Source organism: Acidovorax sp. GW835-FHT14G06 (genome assembly GCF_058793595.1).
This window is the reverse complement of record NZ_JBXAGA010000023.1, coordinates 1-15,259: the sequence shown is the minus strand read 5'-3', so window position 1 is coordinate 15,259 and position 15,259 is coordinate 1. Positions and strand designations below refer to the sequence as shown.

Sequence of the window (15,259 nt, the reverse complement as noted above, 5' to 3'; positions counted from 1 at the left end):
TTTCATGAGGTAAGCGACGGTATAGCCACTAGGTGCATCAGACCAATGGCTTTTTAGAATTTCACTGCTTGTTGTCAACCAGCAAGGGTGCGTCAATGGGCATATCTTCTTGGATTACCCACTCGACTGAGTCGAGCCTCAGGCGGGTCAATTGCCTGAACACTTCGATCAAATCGCTTTGCGTGGCGTAGTGAGAAGCCCCTGGCGTTAGCACCGCGCGCAAGGTTGCAGTTTCCCGATGCTGCTTTTTTTCAACGATGATCTGGGCACGTTCTATAGCCGGGATCCGGATGATCAGCTCTTCCACGTTGCGTGGATAGATGAAAATTTCGCGTACTTTGACACCTTGGCCCACTCGGCCTTGCAACAAACTGATTCGTTCGACGAGACCATCCGGGGAATGGGCCAGCGCTTGCGCCACATCGCCTGTGCCAAAGCGGACCAGAGGCCAACCGCTGTCCAGCGTGGTGACCACTATCTGGCCGGGTTCGCCCGGCGGAAGGGGTGCGCCGGTGTGCGGGTCGCAGATCTGGACGAGCCGGTCAGGCTGGACCGTGTAGCCCAGTTGTCCTAGTTCCTCGTAAGCAATCAGCCCGAAGTCGCCGGTGGCATAAGCCGAGAACGTGCGGATTGCGTATTTCTGCTCCAATGCGCGGCGCTTGCCCATCCAGTCACCCAGTTCGCCGCCCAGCATTGCGGAGCGGACCTTCCATTGAGAAGGCAGGTCGTAGCCCATGCGCTCAAGCGTTTCGACCAAGGTCACGAAGAAGGAGGTGGAGGAGCAAATGCAGGTGATGCCCAGTTCCATGATGAGCTGCGCTTGTTGCTCGGCGCCGCCGGGCCCGCAGGGAATGAGCGTCGCCCCGGTGGCAGCAATGCCCGCATCTAGCAATAGGCCGGCTGGAACAAGATGGTAGGACCAGGTGTTGAGTACACGGTCACCGGGGCCGATTCCCGCCTGCCTGAACACATGCGAGAAGCCCTTGCCAGTGTCTTCGTCGAAAGAATGGGGTTCATAGACGGGGCCTGGGGAGACATAAATGCGGCGGATAGATGTGTCGTCGGCAGCGAGAAACCCACCGAATGGCGGTGACTGGCGCTGCTTATCAAGCAGTGAATCCTTACTTGTGACGGCGAGCCGTGCAAGGTCGGCAGGGCCTTGGAGATCCTGCGGCGTCATCATTGCAAGCTGATAGACCGCGCGGATGGCCGGGGCGCGGTCGTAGGCGAATTGCTGCGAAGCACGCAGTAGTCTGAATCGATCGGTGGTGGGTAACGTATGCATGGCGTTGCCGTCCTAGTGGCCCGTGAAGCGCGGGGTGCGTTTTTCGTTGAATGCGGCCAGGCCTTCGTGGAGATCGGCGCTGTGGGAATGCACTTCAGAGGCCAGAAGCTCCAATCGCAGGGCGGTGTCTAGAGGCTGTTGCAAACCATCGTCGACCAGCGTTTTCATGCGGCGCAGGCCAAGGGGGCTCTTCGTGGCAATTTTGTCGGCCACGGCTTGTGCAACGCTTTCGAGCTGGTCGTCGTCCACCACTTGGTTGACGAGGCCCGCTTCCACAAGATCTGCCGCGTCCACGAAGTCACCCGTGAAGAGAAGGTACTTGGCGCGTGTGGGGCCAATGACCCGCGGCAGGCGCACCGACCCCCCCCCTCCGGGGATCAGGCCGTAGTTGGCATGTGCGTCGCCAATTTTGGCGCTCCTTGCCGCCAGCACTAGATCACAGCACAGCACCAGTTCGAGCCCGCCCGCCAGAGTTATGCCGTTCAGGGCGGCGATCACGGGTTTTGGAAAGCGGTCAATCCGGTTCATGGTGGACAGTACGCTGTCCAGAAAGCCACTGGTGCCACTTTCGCCCGCTTGCGTCTTGACGTACTTGAGGTCGGCGCCCGCGCAGAAGGCCCGTCCAGTGCCCGTCAATACGACGGATATCACGTCTCCGCGGCTCTGTGCTTCGTTGAGTGCGTGGTCTATTCCCCGAAGCACCGCCGGGGTCAGCGAGTTCATTGCATCAGGTCGGTTCAGGCGAATCCACATGGTGCCTTTTCGTACGTCTGTAATCACAACCGGTGTCGACATCAGGGGTTCCTTGCTGGCTTGCGTGTTCATGGATCGATTCTGCTTTTGCCTCTGTTTTGAGGGACATGGGGTTTTCCATTACCCATAGGTTAAAAATTCTACCCTAAAGTAAAACAATTAAACAAATGGAGTTCTTCATGCGAAGTAAGAGCAGCCCGCTCATGTTCCCGCTATCGGGTATCAAGATCGTCGAGTTCGAGGGGATCGGCCCAGGGCCCTTAGCTGGGTTCATGTTGATGCAGATGGGCGCTGACGTTACTGTGGTCGGGCGGCCAGGTGCGAGCGCATTGCCTGATGAGCTCACTCCGAAGGACGGGGCGCTCTTGTCGCGCGGCAAACGACGCGTCACATTGAATCTCAAGAACGACGAGGACAAGGCGCGGGCGCTGGACATGGTCGCGCAAAGCGACGGGTTGATTGAGGGCAACCGCCCGGGTGTGATGGAGCGCCTGGGTTTGGGTCCCGATGTATGTGGTGAATACAACCCGCGGCTTGTGTATGGGCGCATGACGGGCTGGGGGCAGGATGGGCCGCTGGCTCAGGCCGCCGGGCACGACATGAACTATGTCGCTCTCACTGGGCTCATGTCGATCACCGAGCAACCGGGACACCCTCCCATGCTTCCACCCACAGTGGTTGGGGATGCTGCCGGCGCCCTCGGGTTTGCATTTGGCATGGTGTCGGCGTTGCTAGGCGCGCGGGATAAGGGCCAGGGCTGCGTGGTTGACGGCGCCATCATTGATGTGTTGGCAATGCTGTCGCCGCTCGTGCAACTGATTCGTCAAGGTGGCGGATTGGAAGGCAGCGAACCCAGTGTCTTCCATGACTCACCCTTCTACGACCGCTATCTGTGCAGCGATGGGCGATACATCACGGTCGGTGCAATCGAGCCACAGTTCTATGCATTGCTGTTGACGCAATTGCAGCTGACGGATGTCGACCCCGCACGGCAAATGGACAAGACTTTGTGGCCGTCTCTCAAGGCGCGGATTGCGCAGCGCTTTGCTTCCCAACCTAGTACGTACTGGAATGCACTGATGGAAGGCACTGACAGTTGCTTTGCGCCGGTGCTCACCATGGCCGAAGCCGCCGCTCATCCCCACAACGTGGCTCGTGGTTTGTACAGCGTGACTGAGCAGGGCGATATTGAGACTGCGCGGGGCATGCGATTCCTGCCGCTTTGCTGAGCCGCGAATGTGATACCAAGGGTAATCCCTGGCAAGCAGTTGAGAATTTTACTGTACAGTAAAAACATCTTACGCAAAGTAATTTATTTGACTTTCATGGATCAAGAAGATCCGCCACGGAGAAATGCGATGGAAGATATCTATGTGGTTGGTGTGGGGATGACGCCATTCGGACGGCATCTGGACAAAGACATCAAGGCGCTCACACGCGAGGCCACGGCGGCTGCTTTGGCGGACGCGGGATTGGAAAAAGAAGACTTGGAAGCGGCCTTTTTTGGGAACACTTCCCAGGGGCATATGGATGGCCAGCACATGATTCGTGGGCAAATTGCGCTGCGGGCCATGGGGATTGGGCGCATTCCGGTGGTGAACGTCGAAAACGCTTGTGCAAGCGGCTCGTCGGCGTTCGTTCTAGCCTGCAATCACCTCAAGTCGGGTGCTGGCGATGTCGCTTTGGCTGTTGGTGCAGAGAAGATGTTCTCATCCGACAAGCTCAAGATGTTCTCGGTGTTTGACAGTGCCTGGGATCTCTCGCGTGCAGAAGAGATTCGTGGGGAGTTGATGAAGATGGGGCGCGACGTGGCGGTGCCCGAGGGGAGTACCTCACCCAGGCCGTACAGCGTTTTCATGGACGTGTATGCGGCGTTTGCACGATCGCACATGCGCACTTTCGGGACGACGCAGCGCCAGTTAGCCGCCGTTTCATCCAAGAACCACGCGCACTCCATGCACAACCCGCTGTCGCAGTACCGGATGGCTTACAGCATCGAAGAGGTGCTCGCCGCGCCGCCGATCACCTACCCATTGACTCTGCCCATGTGCTCCCCGGTGTCTGATGGCGCAGCAGCAGCCATCATTTGCACACGCTCGGCGCTTATGCGCTTGAACATCGATGAAAAGCGTGCCATCAAGGTGTTGGCGGCAGTAGTGCAAAGCGGTTCCGACCGGAGCGAAGACGACTACACCAACCACTGCACAGCACTGGCTTCGCGCAGGGCATATGAACTGGCAGGTGTTGGCCCAGCAGATATCTCGGTGGCCGAGGTGCACGATGCCACGGCCATGGGTGAAATCATTCAGACAGAAAACCTCGGTTTCTGTGAGTTCGGCATGGGCGGTGTGATTGCCGAGCGGGGTGATACCCGGATTGGTGGCCGCATTCCCGTTAATCCGTCCGGCGGCCTGGAGTCTAAGGGGCACCCTGTTGGGGCCACCGGTATTGCCCAAGTCCATGAGTTGGTAACTCAGCTTCGCGGGGAAGCCGGACTGCGGCAGGTGACTGACGCAAGGATTGCGCTGGCAGAAAACGGTGGCGGTCTTGAGGGCATTGAAGAAGCTGTTGCCTGTATCACCATCTTGGCGCGCTGAGCGCTGCACTCAATAAGAGACAAGAGAAACAGTATGGATGTCAAAAATACCATTGCCTTCGTCACAGGAGCTGCTTCAGGCCTGGGGCTCGCCACTTGCAAGGCATTGCTTGCGGCCGGAGCGAGCGTCATGGCGGTTGATCTGGACGAAGAGCGCCTTGCGAGCGAGGTGCTGCCGATGGGCGAGCGCGTGCGAATCCAGAAGGTTGATGTTTCGGACGAGGCCAGTGTGAAGGCTGGCGTAGACGCGGCAGTGGCGGAATTTGGTGCGCTGCATGTGGCGGTAAATTGCGCGGGAATTCTGGGTCCCTGCAAGACGCTTTCAAAGGGCGAGTTATTCCCGATGGATCTTTGGAACCGGGTGATCGCCATCAACCTGACCGGGACATTCAACGTGGTGCGCTATGCGTCGTTGGCCATGTCGCAGAACGAGCCCAATGTCGACGGTGAACGGGGGGTCATCGTGAACACGTCATCTGGTGCTGCGTGGCAGGGTCAAGTGGGCCAGGCCGCATATAGCGCCAGCAAAGCGGCGGTCATTGGAATGACGCTTCCGGTGGCGCGGGATCTTGCGCAACACGGAATCCGAGTGGTGGCCGTGGCGCCTGGTCTGTTTGAGACCGCCATGTCTGCAGGCATGCCAACGAAGGTGTCGCAAAACATTATTGACAACGTCATCCTCTTTCCTCATCGCATGGGGCAGGCACAAGAGTTCGGTGGACTGGTTCGGCACGTTGTGGAAAACGCCTATTTGAATGCCACCACGATCAGCCTGGATGCGGGTGTCCGTTGTTAGTCGTGGTCCATTGATCGCTGCGAGCATTCCCGCAAATGGATGCGTAGACCCTGCAAAGGTCTTATGAAGGAAATTCGATGGACAAAGCCAAGAATTCAGAGTGGAGGTACCAATGAATGCAGCCATTCAAAGCCAGCGGGAAGGCGTGGTGCTGACAGCCCAGAATCTGCTGCTGCAGTTCGGTGGAGTTGTGGCGCTGAATGATGTTTCGATTGATGTGCGCAAGGACGAGCTGCTGGCAATCATCGGGCCGAACGGAGCGGGAAAGTCTTCTCTGATGAACTGCCTGAGCGGGTTCTACCGCCCCAAGAAAGGCGAGATATCCCTGGCCGGGCACAACGTGCGCGACATGGCGGTTCACGACGTGGCGGCACAGGGCCTAGCGCGCACCTTTCAAGGTACGCACATTTTTTCGGGCATGACCGTTATCGAGAACCTGATGGTGGGGCGCCACATGCACATGCGGGCCAATCTCGTGCAGTCATTTTTCCATTTCGGCCCGGCAAAACGGGAAGAAGTTTTGCATCGGGAGGTGGTGGAAGAAATCATTGAATTTCTTGAAATTGAATCCATCCGGCATGCGCCGGTGGGCAGCCTCGGTTATGGGCTTCGCAAGCGCGTGGACTTGGGGCGCGCACTGGCCCAAGACCCGAAGATTCTGTTGATGGATGAGCCTATGGCCGGTATGAATACTGAAGAGAAAGAAGACTTGGCACGTTTCATTCTGGATGTGCGCGAGGCAAAGCGCATTCCTATTGTTTTGGTGGAGCACGACATGGGTGTGGTGATGGACCTGGCTGACCGCATCGCTGTGCTGGACTTTGGACGCAAGATCGCCGATGGAACGCCCAAGGAGATCCAGGCTAATCCCGCAGTGCTTAAAGCCTATCTTGGGGAGGGCGTCCAATGAAACTCGAAATCGCGACCCTTCCCCAGTTGCTGCGCAAGCATGCGCATGCTAACCCCAACCGTCTTTCCCAGCGCCATAAGCAGCGCGGCATTTGGCGGGAGTACAGCTTTGCGGATGTGCAGCGCAACGTTCGAGAGATTGCGCTGGGCATGCACCAAGCAGGCGTCAAAGCGGGTGAGACCATTGCCATCATTGGTGAGAATGAGCCGCAGCATTACTGGGCCGAGTATGCCGCGCATGCACTGGGATGCAAAGTTGTATCCATGTACCCGGACCTCACTTCGGAGGAGGTGGCCTATCTTTTGGACGACAGCGAAGCAGTCATCTTGTTCGCGCAGGACCAAGAGCAGGTTGACAAGGGCCTGGATGTCCGGAACAAGACGTTGAAGATGCGCCACATTGTGTATTGGGATGAAACGGGTATGTGGTCGTATAACGACCCCATCCTGCAAACCTTCGATGGCATGCAGCGGCAAGGGCGTGAAATCCATCAACGTAACGGAAAGATGTACGACGCGCTAGTGGATGCGGGAGCCCCCGATGACATAGCGGTTCTTTCTTACACTTCCGGCACGACGGGGCAGCCCAAGGGCGTGATCCTCACGCATCGCTTTTTGATCGACAACGCCCAGCGCTTGATCGATTCCATGGATGTGAAGCCGGGTATGGAATACCTGAGTTACATCGCGCCATCCTGGGCCACTGAACAAATATATGGCATCACCATGGGATTGGGATTGCCCATGGTAGTGAACTTCCCCGAGGGCCCGGAGCAGGTGTTGTCCAACATTCGGGAATTGGCGGTGGAAGGTATGACATTTGCTCCGCGCCAGTGGGAAAGCATGGCGTCCTCTGTGCAGGCGCACATGCTCGACGCAGGACCCATTCGACGAGGTGTCTACGAGTGGGGCATGAAGATCGGTCACACCGTTAATGTGGGGCGCTTGGATGGAAAACCCGTTGGCCTGCTGGACCGGTTGCTGTTTCCTATCGCCAATGCACTGGTTCTGCGCCCGTTGCGAGATCTGCTCGGCCTGACCCGGCTGCGCTGTGCCAGCTGCGGTGGTGCCACCATGGCACCGGATGTGTTTCGCATGTTCCATGCCATGGGTATACCTCTGCGCAACATCTATGGCTCCACCGAAACCGGGTTGCTGACATGCCACCAGGGTGACCGATTTGATCTGGAGACCGTAGGGCACTGGATGAAGGCGCATCCAGAGGCGGGCCCACCATTGGAATGGCGCTTGAGTGCGGACGGAGAGCTGCAGATTCGTGGCGGAAGCCCGTTTCTGGGCTACTACCGCAGAGAGGGTTCCGTAGAGTCGAAGGTGAAAGATGGCTGGTTCTACACGGGCGATGCCGTAACGAAAACTGAGCTAGGCGAGCTCGTGTTCCTGGAGCGGTTGTCGGACCTCAAGCGTTTGCGCAGCGGAGAAACCTTCCCGCCGCAGTTCGTCGAGACCCGCCTTCGGTTCAGTCCCTTCATCAAGGACATCATGACGGTGGGAGACGAGACGAGGGACTTCGTGGCCGCTCTCATCAATATCGACATGGCTGTTCTGTCGCGGTGGGCAGAAGACAAGCGGATCGGATTTTCAACCTTTACCGATTTGTCACAGCGGCCAGAGGTCGCAGAGTTGATCAGTCAGGAAATTACCCGTGTGAATCAGTTTTTGCCGGCGCATGCGCGGGTCAAGCGATTCGCCAATTTTCCAAAAGAGCTTGATCCGGACGAGGGCGAACTAACACGTTCGAGAAAGCTGCGGCGCGAATTCCTGGAGGTGCGATACGCCACGCTGATCAACGGTTTATATGACGGCTTGCACGCCGTGCGTATCGATATTCCTGTGACCTACCAGGACGGTCGGCGCGGCAATTTCGAGGCTCTGGTGTCCATCCATGACACGGACGCCGCAGGGTCAGACCACCTGGGCGCAGCCCGAAGCAGAGGACGGAAATGATCGATTTTATTAACTACCTGATAAACGGTGCGCTGTCAGGGCTTCTGTATGCGTTGATCGCCATGGGTTTCGTCGTGATCTATCGCGCGTCAAAGGTGTTCAACTTTGCACAAGGTGAGTTGGTGGTCTTTGGCGGCTACATGGTGTGGTGGACGATTATTCAGATGGGTCTACCGCTGTGGGTCGGATTGCCCGTGGCATTCGTTAGTGCTGCAATTTTTGGTTTCATGATTGAGCGGATATTTTTTGCCCGTCTGGTTGGGGAATCCGTCTTCTCGATGGTCATGGTGACGATCGGTCTCTTGATTCTGATCCGAGGCGTTGTGTTGGTGCTTTTTGGTCCACAGGTGCGTGCTTTTCCGATCATCTTTCCTCTGGATCCGATCATCGTTGGCGATCTCATCGTCTCCCGTTCGATGCTCTACGGTGGAATTATGACCATCTTCATCGGCGTTGGCCTCTCCTGGTTTTTCAACCGGACAAGGGCTGGCTTGACCATGACGGCCGTGGCGGAAGACCACCAGGTGGCCATGTCCATGGGCATCTCGGTGCAGCGTTCCATTGCCTTTGCGTGGGTGCTGGGATCCGTGCTTTCCACACTGGGGGCGATAGTGCATTTGAGTGGCCGCTCCATCAACATGATGAGCTCCGACATCGGCCTGGCTGCCTTGCCGGTGGCCTTGCTGGCTGGGTTGGAGTCCCTCGCAGGTTTGCTGATCGCCGGTGTTTTGGTGGGTGTGATTCAGGGTTTGGCTTCGGCCTATCTCGATCCCCTGGTGGGGGGAGCGCTGGGCTCCGTCTTTCCTTTCATCATCATGCTGGTGGTGTTGTTAATTCGTCCCACCGGCATGTTCGGGTGGAAAACCATTGAGAGGGTATGAGCATGGATCCCGCAGGTGTATTCGCGACTTCTTTCGCCAAAGACCAAGCACTAATTCGCACGCGCAGCCAGGCGGTGGCATTGGGCCTGTTTGTTATAGCGTTGTTTGCGCTGCCCCTGATCAGCGAGGTCCGCTGGGTGGCGATCATGACCTCTATGCTGATTACTGCAGTGGTGGTCATGGGGCTGCAGATCAATACTGGTCTAGCGGGTCAGATCAATTTGGGTCAAGCTGCGTTCATGGGGGTTGGTGCGTATGCAACAGCGCTCCTAGCGACGAAAGGCCACCTGCCTTTCTGGCTGGCTTTGCCCATCGGCGGGCTGTGCGCGGCGCTTTTTGGGCTGGTGTTTGGATTAACCGCAATGCGCATAAAGGGTTTTTACCTTGCCTTGACCACGATTGCTGCGCAGATTTTGTTCCACTTCTTTGTGCTCAACCTGCCTGCCAAGTGGCTGGGGGGATCTAACGGCATCACTCTGGAACCAGCACAGCTCCTTGGTTTCGTTTTCAACACCGATACCCGCATTTACTACCTGTGTCTGGTAGTGGCCTTCATCATGATTGCGGGCGCCTACGGCGTCGCACGCAGCCGCCATGGTCGAATTTTTGCGGCAGTGCGCGATGACGACGTGGCCTCAGGAATGATGGGCATCAATGTCGTGCGCACCAAGGTACTTGCCTTCTTGCTGGGTGCGTTTTACGCGGGCATCGGTGGAGGGCTCTGGGCTTACTACGTCAGGTTCGTGGCGATTGACCAGTTCACCCTGATCCACTCGATATGGTTCATCGCGATGATCATTGTGGGTGGCATGGGGTCGGTGACGGGCGCGCTGATCGGCGTGTTTGTTATCCGTACTGCCCAGGAGACGATCACCATCGTGGGCCCTTCACTGGTCGAGAACTTTTCCTTCCTGAGCGGAGATGTTGTTTTCGCAGTGATGAATATTTTCCTGGGTGGAGTCATCGCGGCCTTTCTGATCTTTGAGCCACGCGGTCTGATGCACCGGTGGAACATCGTCAAGCGGTCTTATCGCATGTGGCCTTACCCATATTGACCGCAATCCTGTTTTCTGCAGCCACCTTAGGCGCTGGGAAGGGCTGCTCCAATGCAAAGCGCTACTACAAAAGGAGACTTTTTTTATGAAAACGAATCGAGCAAAGTTGTCGGCAATGGTCAAACTGGGGCAACGCGGCGCTTTACTGGCGTCAGCCTTGTGCCTTGGCGGCATGGCACAAGCTCAGACTACTTACAACGTGGCTGGCCTGGCTGACTTCACCGGACCTTTCGCAGACATCATGAAAGATATGACGGGATGCCGCCGTGCGGTGCTCGACTGGTGGAGCGAAGAGGTCGGTAAAGCGCAGGGCGTCGCATTGCGAATCAAGGATTTCGACACCCGCTATGACGTCGCCCAAGTGGCCAGCCTCTGGCCAGGCATCAAGTCCGAGCTCAACCCGGTGGCTGTTCTGGGTGTGGGCGGTGCAGATACCAATGCGCTGCAGCAGCGCTTGCCTAGTGACAAGGTGCCTCTTGTCCAGTCGACAGCAGGATATGGATTTGCTTGGAAGGGTGATAACTGGGTGTTCAATGCCCGTGCCACTTACCCGCACGAAGCGGCTGCGTTTTATGTGTGGATGCAGAAGAAGTCGGGTTCGTCTGCTCCTCTCAAGGTGGGGGTGATTTCATCGGAAGTATCGCCGGCCTACGTGGACATCCACAAAGGTGTCGAGAAGTTCGCTAAGGACAATCCGAAGATCATTGAAGTCGTTGAAACGATTTATACCGAAGCACAGCCGACCGACCTTACCCAGCAGGTCAGCCGCCTGGTCCGCAAGGGGGCCACGGTACTGCAGGTGTTCAACAATACAGCATCGGTAGTGGCGACACGGCGCGCCCTGCAAAGCCTTGGAAAAACCAATATTCCGATAGTGGTTAGCGCTCATAACGGGTTGCTTTCGTCGGGGAAAGCGCTGGGTGACCTGAGCCAAATGGATGGAAACTATGAGGTCTATGGCATGGCCATGGCCGCCGAAGGCGCAACACCGGCACGGGACTTCTTCGAGAAACTGCGCAGCCAATACAAGTTGCAAGCCGCCTATAACTCTGCCTGCATTATGGGCATGAGCCAAGCGATGTTGACGGTTCGTGCCGTTGAAAATGTTGTCAAGGTCAAAGGTGCTGGCGGTGTGACGGGCGAAGAGGTTCGCGCTGCACTGCTGTCCACCCCCATGCCTACCGAGCGCAGTTTTGGCTTGTTGCCCAATATCAAGTTCAACAATGATGCGCCGTTCCCGACCTCGGGCACAGCCGTCAACATCGGCACCGTCGAAAAGGGAAAGTACAAACTTCTCGAGCAGAACGTTCCGGTTCCTGTGTTGAACAAGTGGTAATTGCAAATCGGCCTGGGTCTCGGGCCACCGAGACCCAGGCCACATCATCTGGAGCTACCCGTGCTTGAACTGAACAACGTTGAAGTCCTCTACAGCGACGTCATTCTTGCTGTCAAAGGCATTACCGCCAAAGTCCCCGCTGGACAGTGCGTGACCTTGCTGGGCGCCAATGGCGCTGGCAAGAGCACCACGCTCAAGGCCATCTCCAACCTGGTCAGGACAGAGGATGGTCGTGTGACGGCGGGGAGTATTCAATTTGATGGTGCGGACATCACCGGTGCCAACCCCGTCGATGTCGTTCGCAAGGGGTTGGTACATGTCATGGAAGGGCGCAAGGTTCTCCGCCACATGACAGTGGAGCAGAACCTGGTGGTGGGCGGTCATATGGGCAGCGCTGGCGATGCCAAGGAAATGCTTGATGAGGTGTATAGCCGCATCAAGCGTCTGAAAGCCTTGCGTACTCGCACAGCAGGTTACCTGTCGGGCGGCGAGCAGCAATTGCTGGTAATTGGACGGGCCCTGATGGCCAAGCCTAAGTTGGTGATGATCGACGAGCCTTCGCTCGGCTTGGCTCCGCTGATGGTCGATGAGGTCTATGGTTTGCTGAGTGACCTCAAGACCAGCGGTCTGACTCTGCTGATCGTGGAGCAAAACACCCGCGTCGCTCTGGATTTAGCCGACTACGGCTATGTGATGGAGAGCGGACGGATCGTGTTAGAGGGCCCCTCCAACAGCTTAAAGACCAACGAGGACGTTCGAGAGTTCTACCTCGGCCTGACGGTCGATGGGGAGCGCAAGAGTTTCCGCGACATGAAACATTACCGCCGCCGCAAGCGCTGGCTGGGTTGACCGCATTGGGTCAGTCGTTTTCCAAGTTTTCAAGGATGGGTTTATGAGCATCGTTTCCAATGCATTGCTGAGCGAACAAGAAGTCATTATTCGGGAGTCTGCCCGGCGTGTCGCGACTGAAGTGGTGGGTAGCACGGCCGCCGAACGTGATCGCACGGGGGCTTGGCCACACGACGAAATCAAGGCAGTTGCCGACGTAGGCTTCATGGGCATGCTCGCCCCGCCAGCATACGGCGGTTCCGGGCTTTCATTCGTGGAGTATTGCCTGGCTATTGAAGAATTCGCAGCGGCCGATGGTGGCTTCGCCACCATGATGCACGTCCACAACTCAGCTGCGCACGTGTTACGTAGTTTTGGAACCGAACAACAGATGGCCCGCCATCTGCCGGATCTGGCCAGTGGCAAGCGCATTGGTGCCTTTTTATTGTCAGAGCCCCATGCAGGCTCGGATACCGCAGCCATCCGGACCACGGCTAAGCGGGACGGCGACGTTTATGTGATCAATGGCAGCAAACAATGGATTTCCAATGGCAGTGAAGCGGGCTTTGCGCTCGTCGTGGCAGCAACTGCGGAACCAGGTGCCCGTCACCGCTTCAGCCTGTTCATCGCGGACCCCGAAGATCCAGGCTACCAATGCTTGCGTATCGAAAGGAAGCTGGGCCAGCACACGGCCCACACGGCTCAGATTCAGCTGGACAACATGCGTGTTCCAGTTCAGAACATGATCGGTGAGGAAGGGCGCGGGTATGGCAAAGCACTATCGCTGTTGTCCGATGGGCGCATCGCAATCGCCGCCCTGGCCATCGGCATTGCCCGTGCAGCGCTGGAGGCAGCCATCCGCTACGCCAAAGAGCGCGAGGCCTATGGCAAGCCACTCACCGAACTGCAGGCCATTAGCTTTGATTTGGCGGAAATGGCCATGCAGGTTGAGGTGGCGCACCAGTACATGCTGTATGCAGCTCGTCTTACGGATGCGGGCCTGCCAACCAGTAAGGAGGCCTCCGTTGCTAAACTCTATGCCAGCGAAATGGCTGAAAAGGTTTGCTCTGCGGCGCTGCAAGTGCATGGTGGCTACGGGTATGTCAACGACTTCCCGGTCGAGCGCTATTATCGCGATGTGCGCGTTACAAAGATCTACGAAGGCACTAGTCACATTCAAAAGTTGATCATTGCGCGCAGTATCTTGGCTGGCTGATGAGCACGGCCTTTCTCCGCAGGCCTATCGGCGAAAGCAGTTCGATACACTTTGCCTCAGTTAGCGATACGAATGCCCTCAAGGAAAACAACACCAATGAGTACGCCAATTGAGGCAAAGCCCAAGTCACTGACACGCAATGCTGCCAAAAGATCGGGCAAGGGCGCAAAATGGAACAATGCGGTCAGCGGCGCGGATGAGCAGTACCAGCTCAAAAAGCAAGCTGTCATTGCGGAAGCTTCGCGCGCATTTGGCCGCCATGGGTACAAGAATGTGTCCTTGGACGAGATTGCAAAAACGCTCAACGTCACCAAGCCTGCCCTCTACTACTACTTCAAGAACAAGCAGGAACTTGTCTACGAATGCCACGAGCTCGCCATGCATTTGGGAGATCGCGTCTTGCAAGACGCGATCGCTTCGGAAAATACTGGTTTCGGTCGGATCTCGGTCTTCATTAAGAACTACATCTCGTTGCTAACGGATGAAATGGGCGCACCGGCGATCCTCCAGGATTTCTCCGGTATGACTGTGGCGGATCAGAAAAAAATCACTTTGCGTCGGCGAAAGTTTGATCAAGAGCTGCGCAAAGTGCTCGAGGGGGGTGTTCAGGATGGTTCCATTGCCCCGTGCAACGTGAAATTGGCGGTGTTCTGGTTCATGGGCGCTGTTAGCTCGATTACCCAATGGATGCATATCGATGGCAGCCTTGGAAGCGACGAAGTGGCCGATATTTTTATCGGTTTTCTTGCGCATGGTATTCGTCCCAGTCAAGCGTGAATCTGGCGCAACAGGCTTGGGCTTCCGGTTGTGTTCTTCGCAGTGAGGCAATTCTGGCGGACATCGTCGTGCATGGCGGAAACCGGTGCTGGAATCAGGTCTTCAGGCTTGATCAGGATGGCAAGGTGGTCGAGTTCTTCGAGGCAGCCAATGCGAGTCTTTCTGCTTCGACGATGGGATGCTGAGAAGCTGGTCGGCCCACACGGGAATCCAAGGCGGCTTTCAAGGCGTGTGCGATGGCCCAATGAATTAGTGGGCAGTGACGCATTCAATGAATGGAGAGCACCACAATTGCGCTCAGGAATAGGCCCCGGATTGCGCGCGCAGGAGGTGGCTACGCACCAAATCCAGCCCGCCGGGTCCGCTGAGAACATCCAGTGGACGACGATGACCAAATGTCGGTGCCAATTCCAACAGCCATTGGTCAAGCCAAGCCCGCGCGTCAAAACCTACTGGTGTTCCTGATTCATCAACCATACGCTGAACAAGTGCGGAGAGGGTAGCGATATCGTCTTCGAGGGCCATGGCCCATTCTGATCTGCACGCCAGATGAATGCAATGCACACGTCCGGGCAAGGTATCTTGAATTGAAGGGAGTTCCCCGCCCTACCACCGCCTGCATGACGAACATGGAGGCGATGAACTGCAGTGGGCGATTCAGCGAATTGCTCGCTTGCTTTGGGCGGACATATGAAAACTGCCTTGGTCTTCGGCTGGGGTGCAAGAGTGTGGGGGGTATTTTGGACGTGCGAGCACCGCGCGTGCTGCTGCAACTATCGCGGCTGAGTGTTGGCGCCGATTCAAAATTGAGCCACCGTGCCGATTGAATTTTGAGCCAGGGCTAATGGCCAACCTGTGAAGG

General features: G+C 56.9%; 15 protein-coding genes. 12 read left to right on the top strand and 3 right to left on the bottom strand.

Translation table 11 applies throughout. The annotated features are described in order from the left end of the window. Nucleotides 1–61 precede the first annotated feature (61 nt). Together AC1Q64_RS24155 and AC1Q64_RS24150 are read right to left on the bottom strand one after the other, a co-directional pair. A complete protein-coding gene (locus AC1Q64_RS24155; RefSeq protein ID WP_056642827.1) occupies nt 62–1,285 on the bottom strand; it encodes a phenylacetate--CoA ligase family protein in 1,224 nt (407 codons plus the stop codon). 12 nt (nt 1,286–1,297) lie between these two features. Continuing rightward, nucleotides 1,298–2,110 carry an enoyl-CoA hydratase/isomerase family protein gene (locus tag AC1Q64_RS24150; RefSeq protein ID WP_231940633.1) on the bottom strand — a complete coding sequence of 271 codons (813 nt, stop codon included), beginning with the start codon at nt 2,108–2,110 and terminating at the stop codon, nt 1,298–1,300. A gap of 95 nt (nt 2,111–2,205) precedes the next feature. Between AC1Q64_RS24150 and AC1Q64_RS24145 the strand changes: the two genes are divergently transcribed. The 12 genes from AC1Q64_RS24145 to AC1Q64_RS24090 all read left to right on the top strand — a co-directional run bounded on the left by AC1Q64_RS24145 (nt 2,206) and on the right by AC1Q64_RS24090 (nt 14,582). Next, nucleotides 2,206–3,267: a CaiB/BaiF CoA transferase family protein gene (locus tag AC1Q64_RS24145; RefSeq protein ID WP_231940634.1), complete on the top strand. Its 1,062-nt coding sequence runs from the start codon at nt 2,206–2,208 to the stop codon at nt 3,265–3,267. Nucleotides 3,268–3,396: 129 nt separating this feature from the next. After that, complete coding sequence (locus tag AC1Q64_RS24140) at nt 3,397–4,635, top strand: thiolase family protein (RefSeq protein ID WP_056642825.1); 1,239 nt, start codon at nt 3,397–3,399, stop codon at nt 4,633–4,635. A 33-nt stretch (nt 4,636–4,668) separates the two neighbouring features. Next, nucleotides 4,669–5,430, top strand: coding sequence for an SDR family NAD(P)-dependent oxidoreductase (locus AC1Q64_RS24135; protein WP_056642823.1), 762 nt, complete (start codon nt 4,669–4,671; stop codon nt 5,428–5,430). Between the two features lie 112 nt (nt 5,431–5,542). Continuing rightward, entirely contained in the window at nt 5,543–6,340 is a 798-nt protein-coding gene (locus tag AC1Q64_RS24130; protein WP_056642819.1) for an ABC transporter ATP-binding protein, read from the top strand. Further along, nucleotides 6,337–8,304: an AMP-dependent synthetase/ligase gene (locus AC1Q64_RS24125; RefSeq protein WP_056743885.1), complete on the top strand. Its 1,968-nt coding sequence runs from the start codon at nt 6,337–6,339 to the stop codon at nt 8,302–8,304. The genes AC1Q64_RS24130 and AC1Q64_RS24125 overlap by 4 nt, the downstream gene beginning before the upstream one ends. Continuing rightward, a complete protein-coding gene (locus tag AC1Q64_RS24120; protein ID WP_056743883.1) occupies nt 8,301–9,185 on the top strand; it encodes a branched-chain amino acid ABC transporter permease in 885 nt (294 codons plus the stop codon). The genes AC1Q64_RS24125 and AC1Q64_RS24120 overlap by 4 nt, the downstream gene beginning before the upstream one ends. A gap of 2 nt (nt 9,186–9,187) precedes the next feature. Beyond that, nucleotides 9,188–10,240, top strand: coding sequence for a branched-chain amino acid ABC transporter permease (locus AC1Q64_RS24115; protein WP_056743917.1), 1,053 nt, complete (start codon nt 9,188–9,190; stop codon nt 10,238–10,240). An 85-nt stretch (nt 10,241–10,325) separates the two neighbouring features. Continuing rightward, entirely contained in the window at nt 10,326–11,576 is a 1,251-nt protein-coding gene (locus AC1Q64_RS24110; protein ID WP_083235468.1) for an ABC transporter substrate-binding protein, read from the top strand. A gap of 60 nt (nt 11,577–11,636) precedes the next feature. Then, nucleotides 11,637–12,425 carry an ABC transporter ATP-binding protein gene (locus tag AC1Q64_RS24105; protein WP_056743881.1) on the top strand — a complete coding sequence of 263 codons (789 nt, stop codon included), beginning with the start codon at nt 11,637–11,639 and terminating at the stop codon, nt 12,423–12,425. 43 nt (nt 12,426–12,468) lie between these two features. Then, nucleotides 12,469–13,620 (top strand): acyl-CoA dehydrogenase family protein, encoded by a 1,152-nt coding sequence (locus tag AC1Q64_RS24100; protein ID WP_056743879.1) that lies wholly within the window; start codon nt 12,469–12,471, stop codon nt 13,618–13,620. A gap of 96 nt (nt 13,621–13,716) precedes the next feature. Next, nucleotides 13,717–14,397, top strand: a complete 681-nt coding sequence (locus AC1Q64_RS24095; RefSeq protein WP_056743877.1) for a TetR/AcrR family transcriptional regulator — start codon at nt 13,717–13,719, stop codon at nt 14,395–14,397. Continuing rightward, complete coding sequence (locus AC1Q64_RS24090; protein ID WP_146191287.1) at nt 14,394–14,582, top strand: hypothetical protein; 189 nt, start codon at nt 14,394–14,396, stop codon at nt 14,580–14,582. The genes AC1Q64_RS24095 and AC1Q64_RS24090 overlap by 4 nt, the downstream gene beginning before the upstream one ends. 112 nt (nt 14,583–14,694) lie before the next feature. Here AC1Q64_RS24090 and AC1Q64_RS24085 read toward each other — a convergent pair whose 3' ends face one another. Beyond that, nucleotides 14,695–14,922, bottom strand: a complete 228-nt coding sequence (locus tag AC1Q64_RS24085; protein WP_082564895.1) for an antitoxin Xre/MbcA/ParS toxin-binding domain-containing protein — start codon at nt 14,920–14,922, stop codon at nt 14,695–14,697. Between the last annotated feature and the right edge of the window lie 337 nt (nt 14,923–15,259).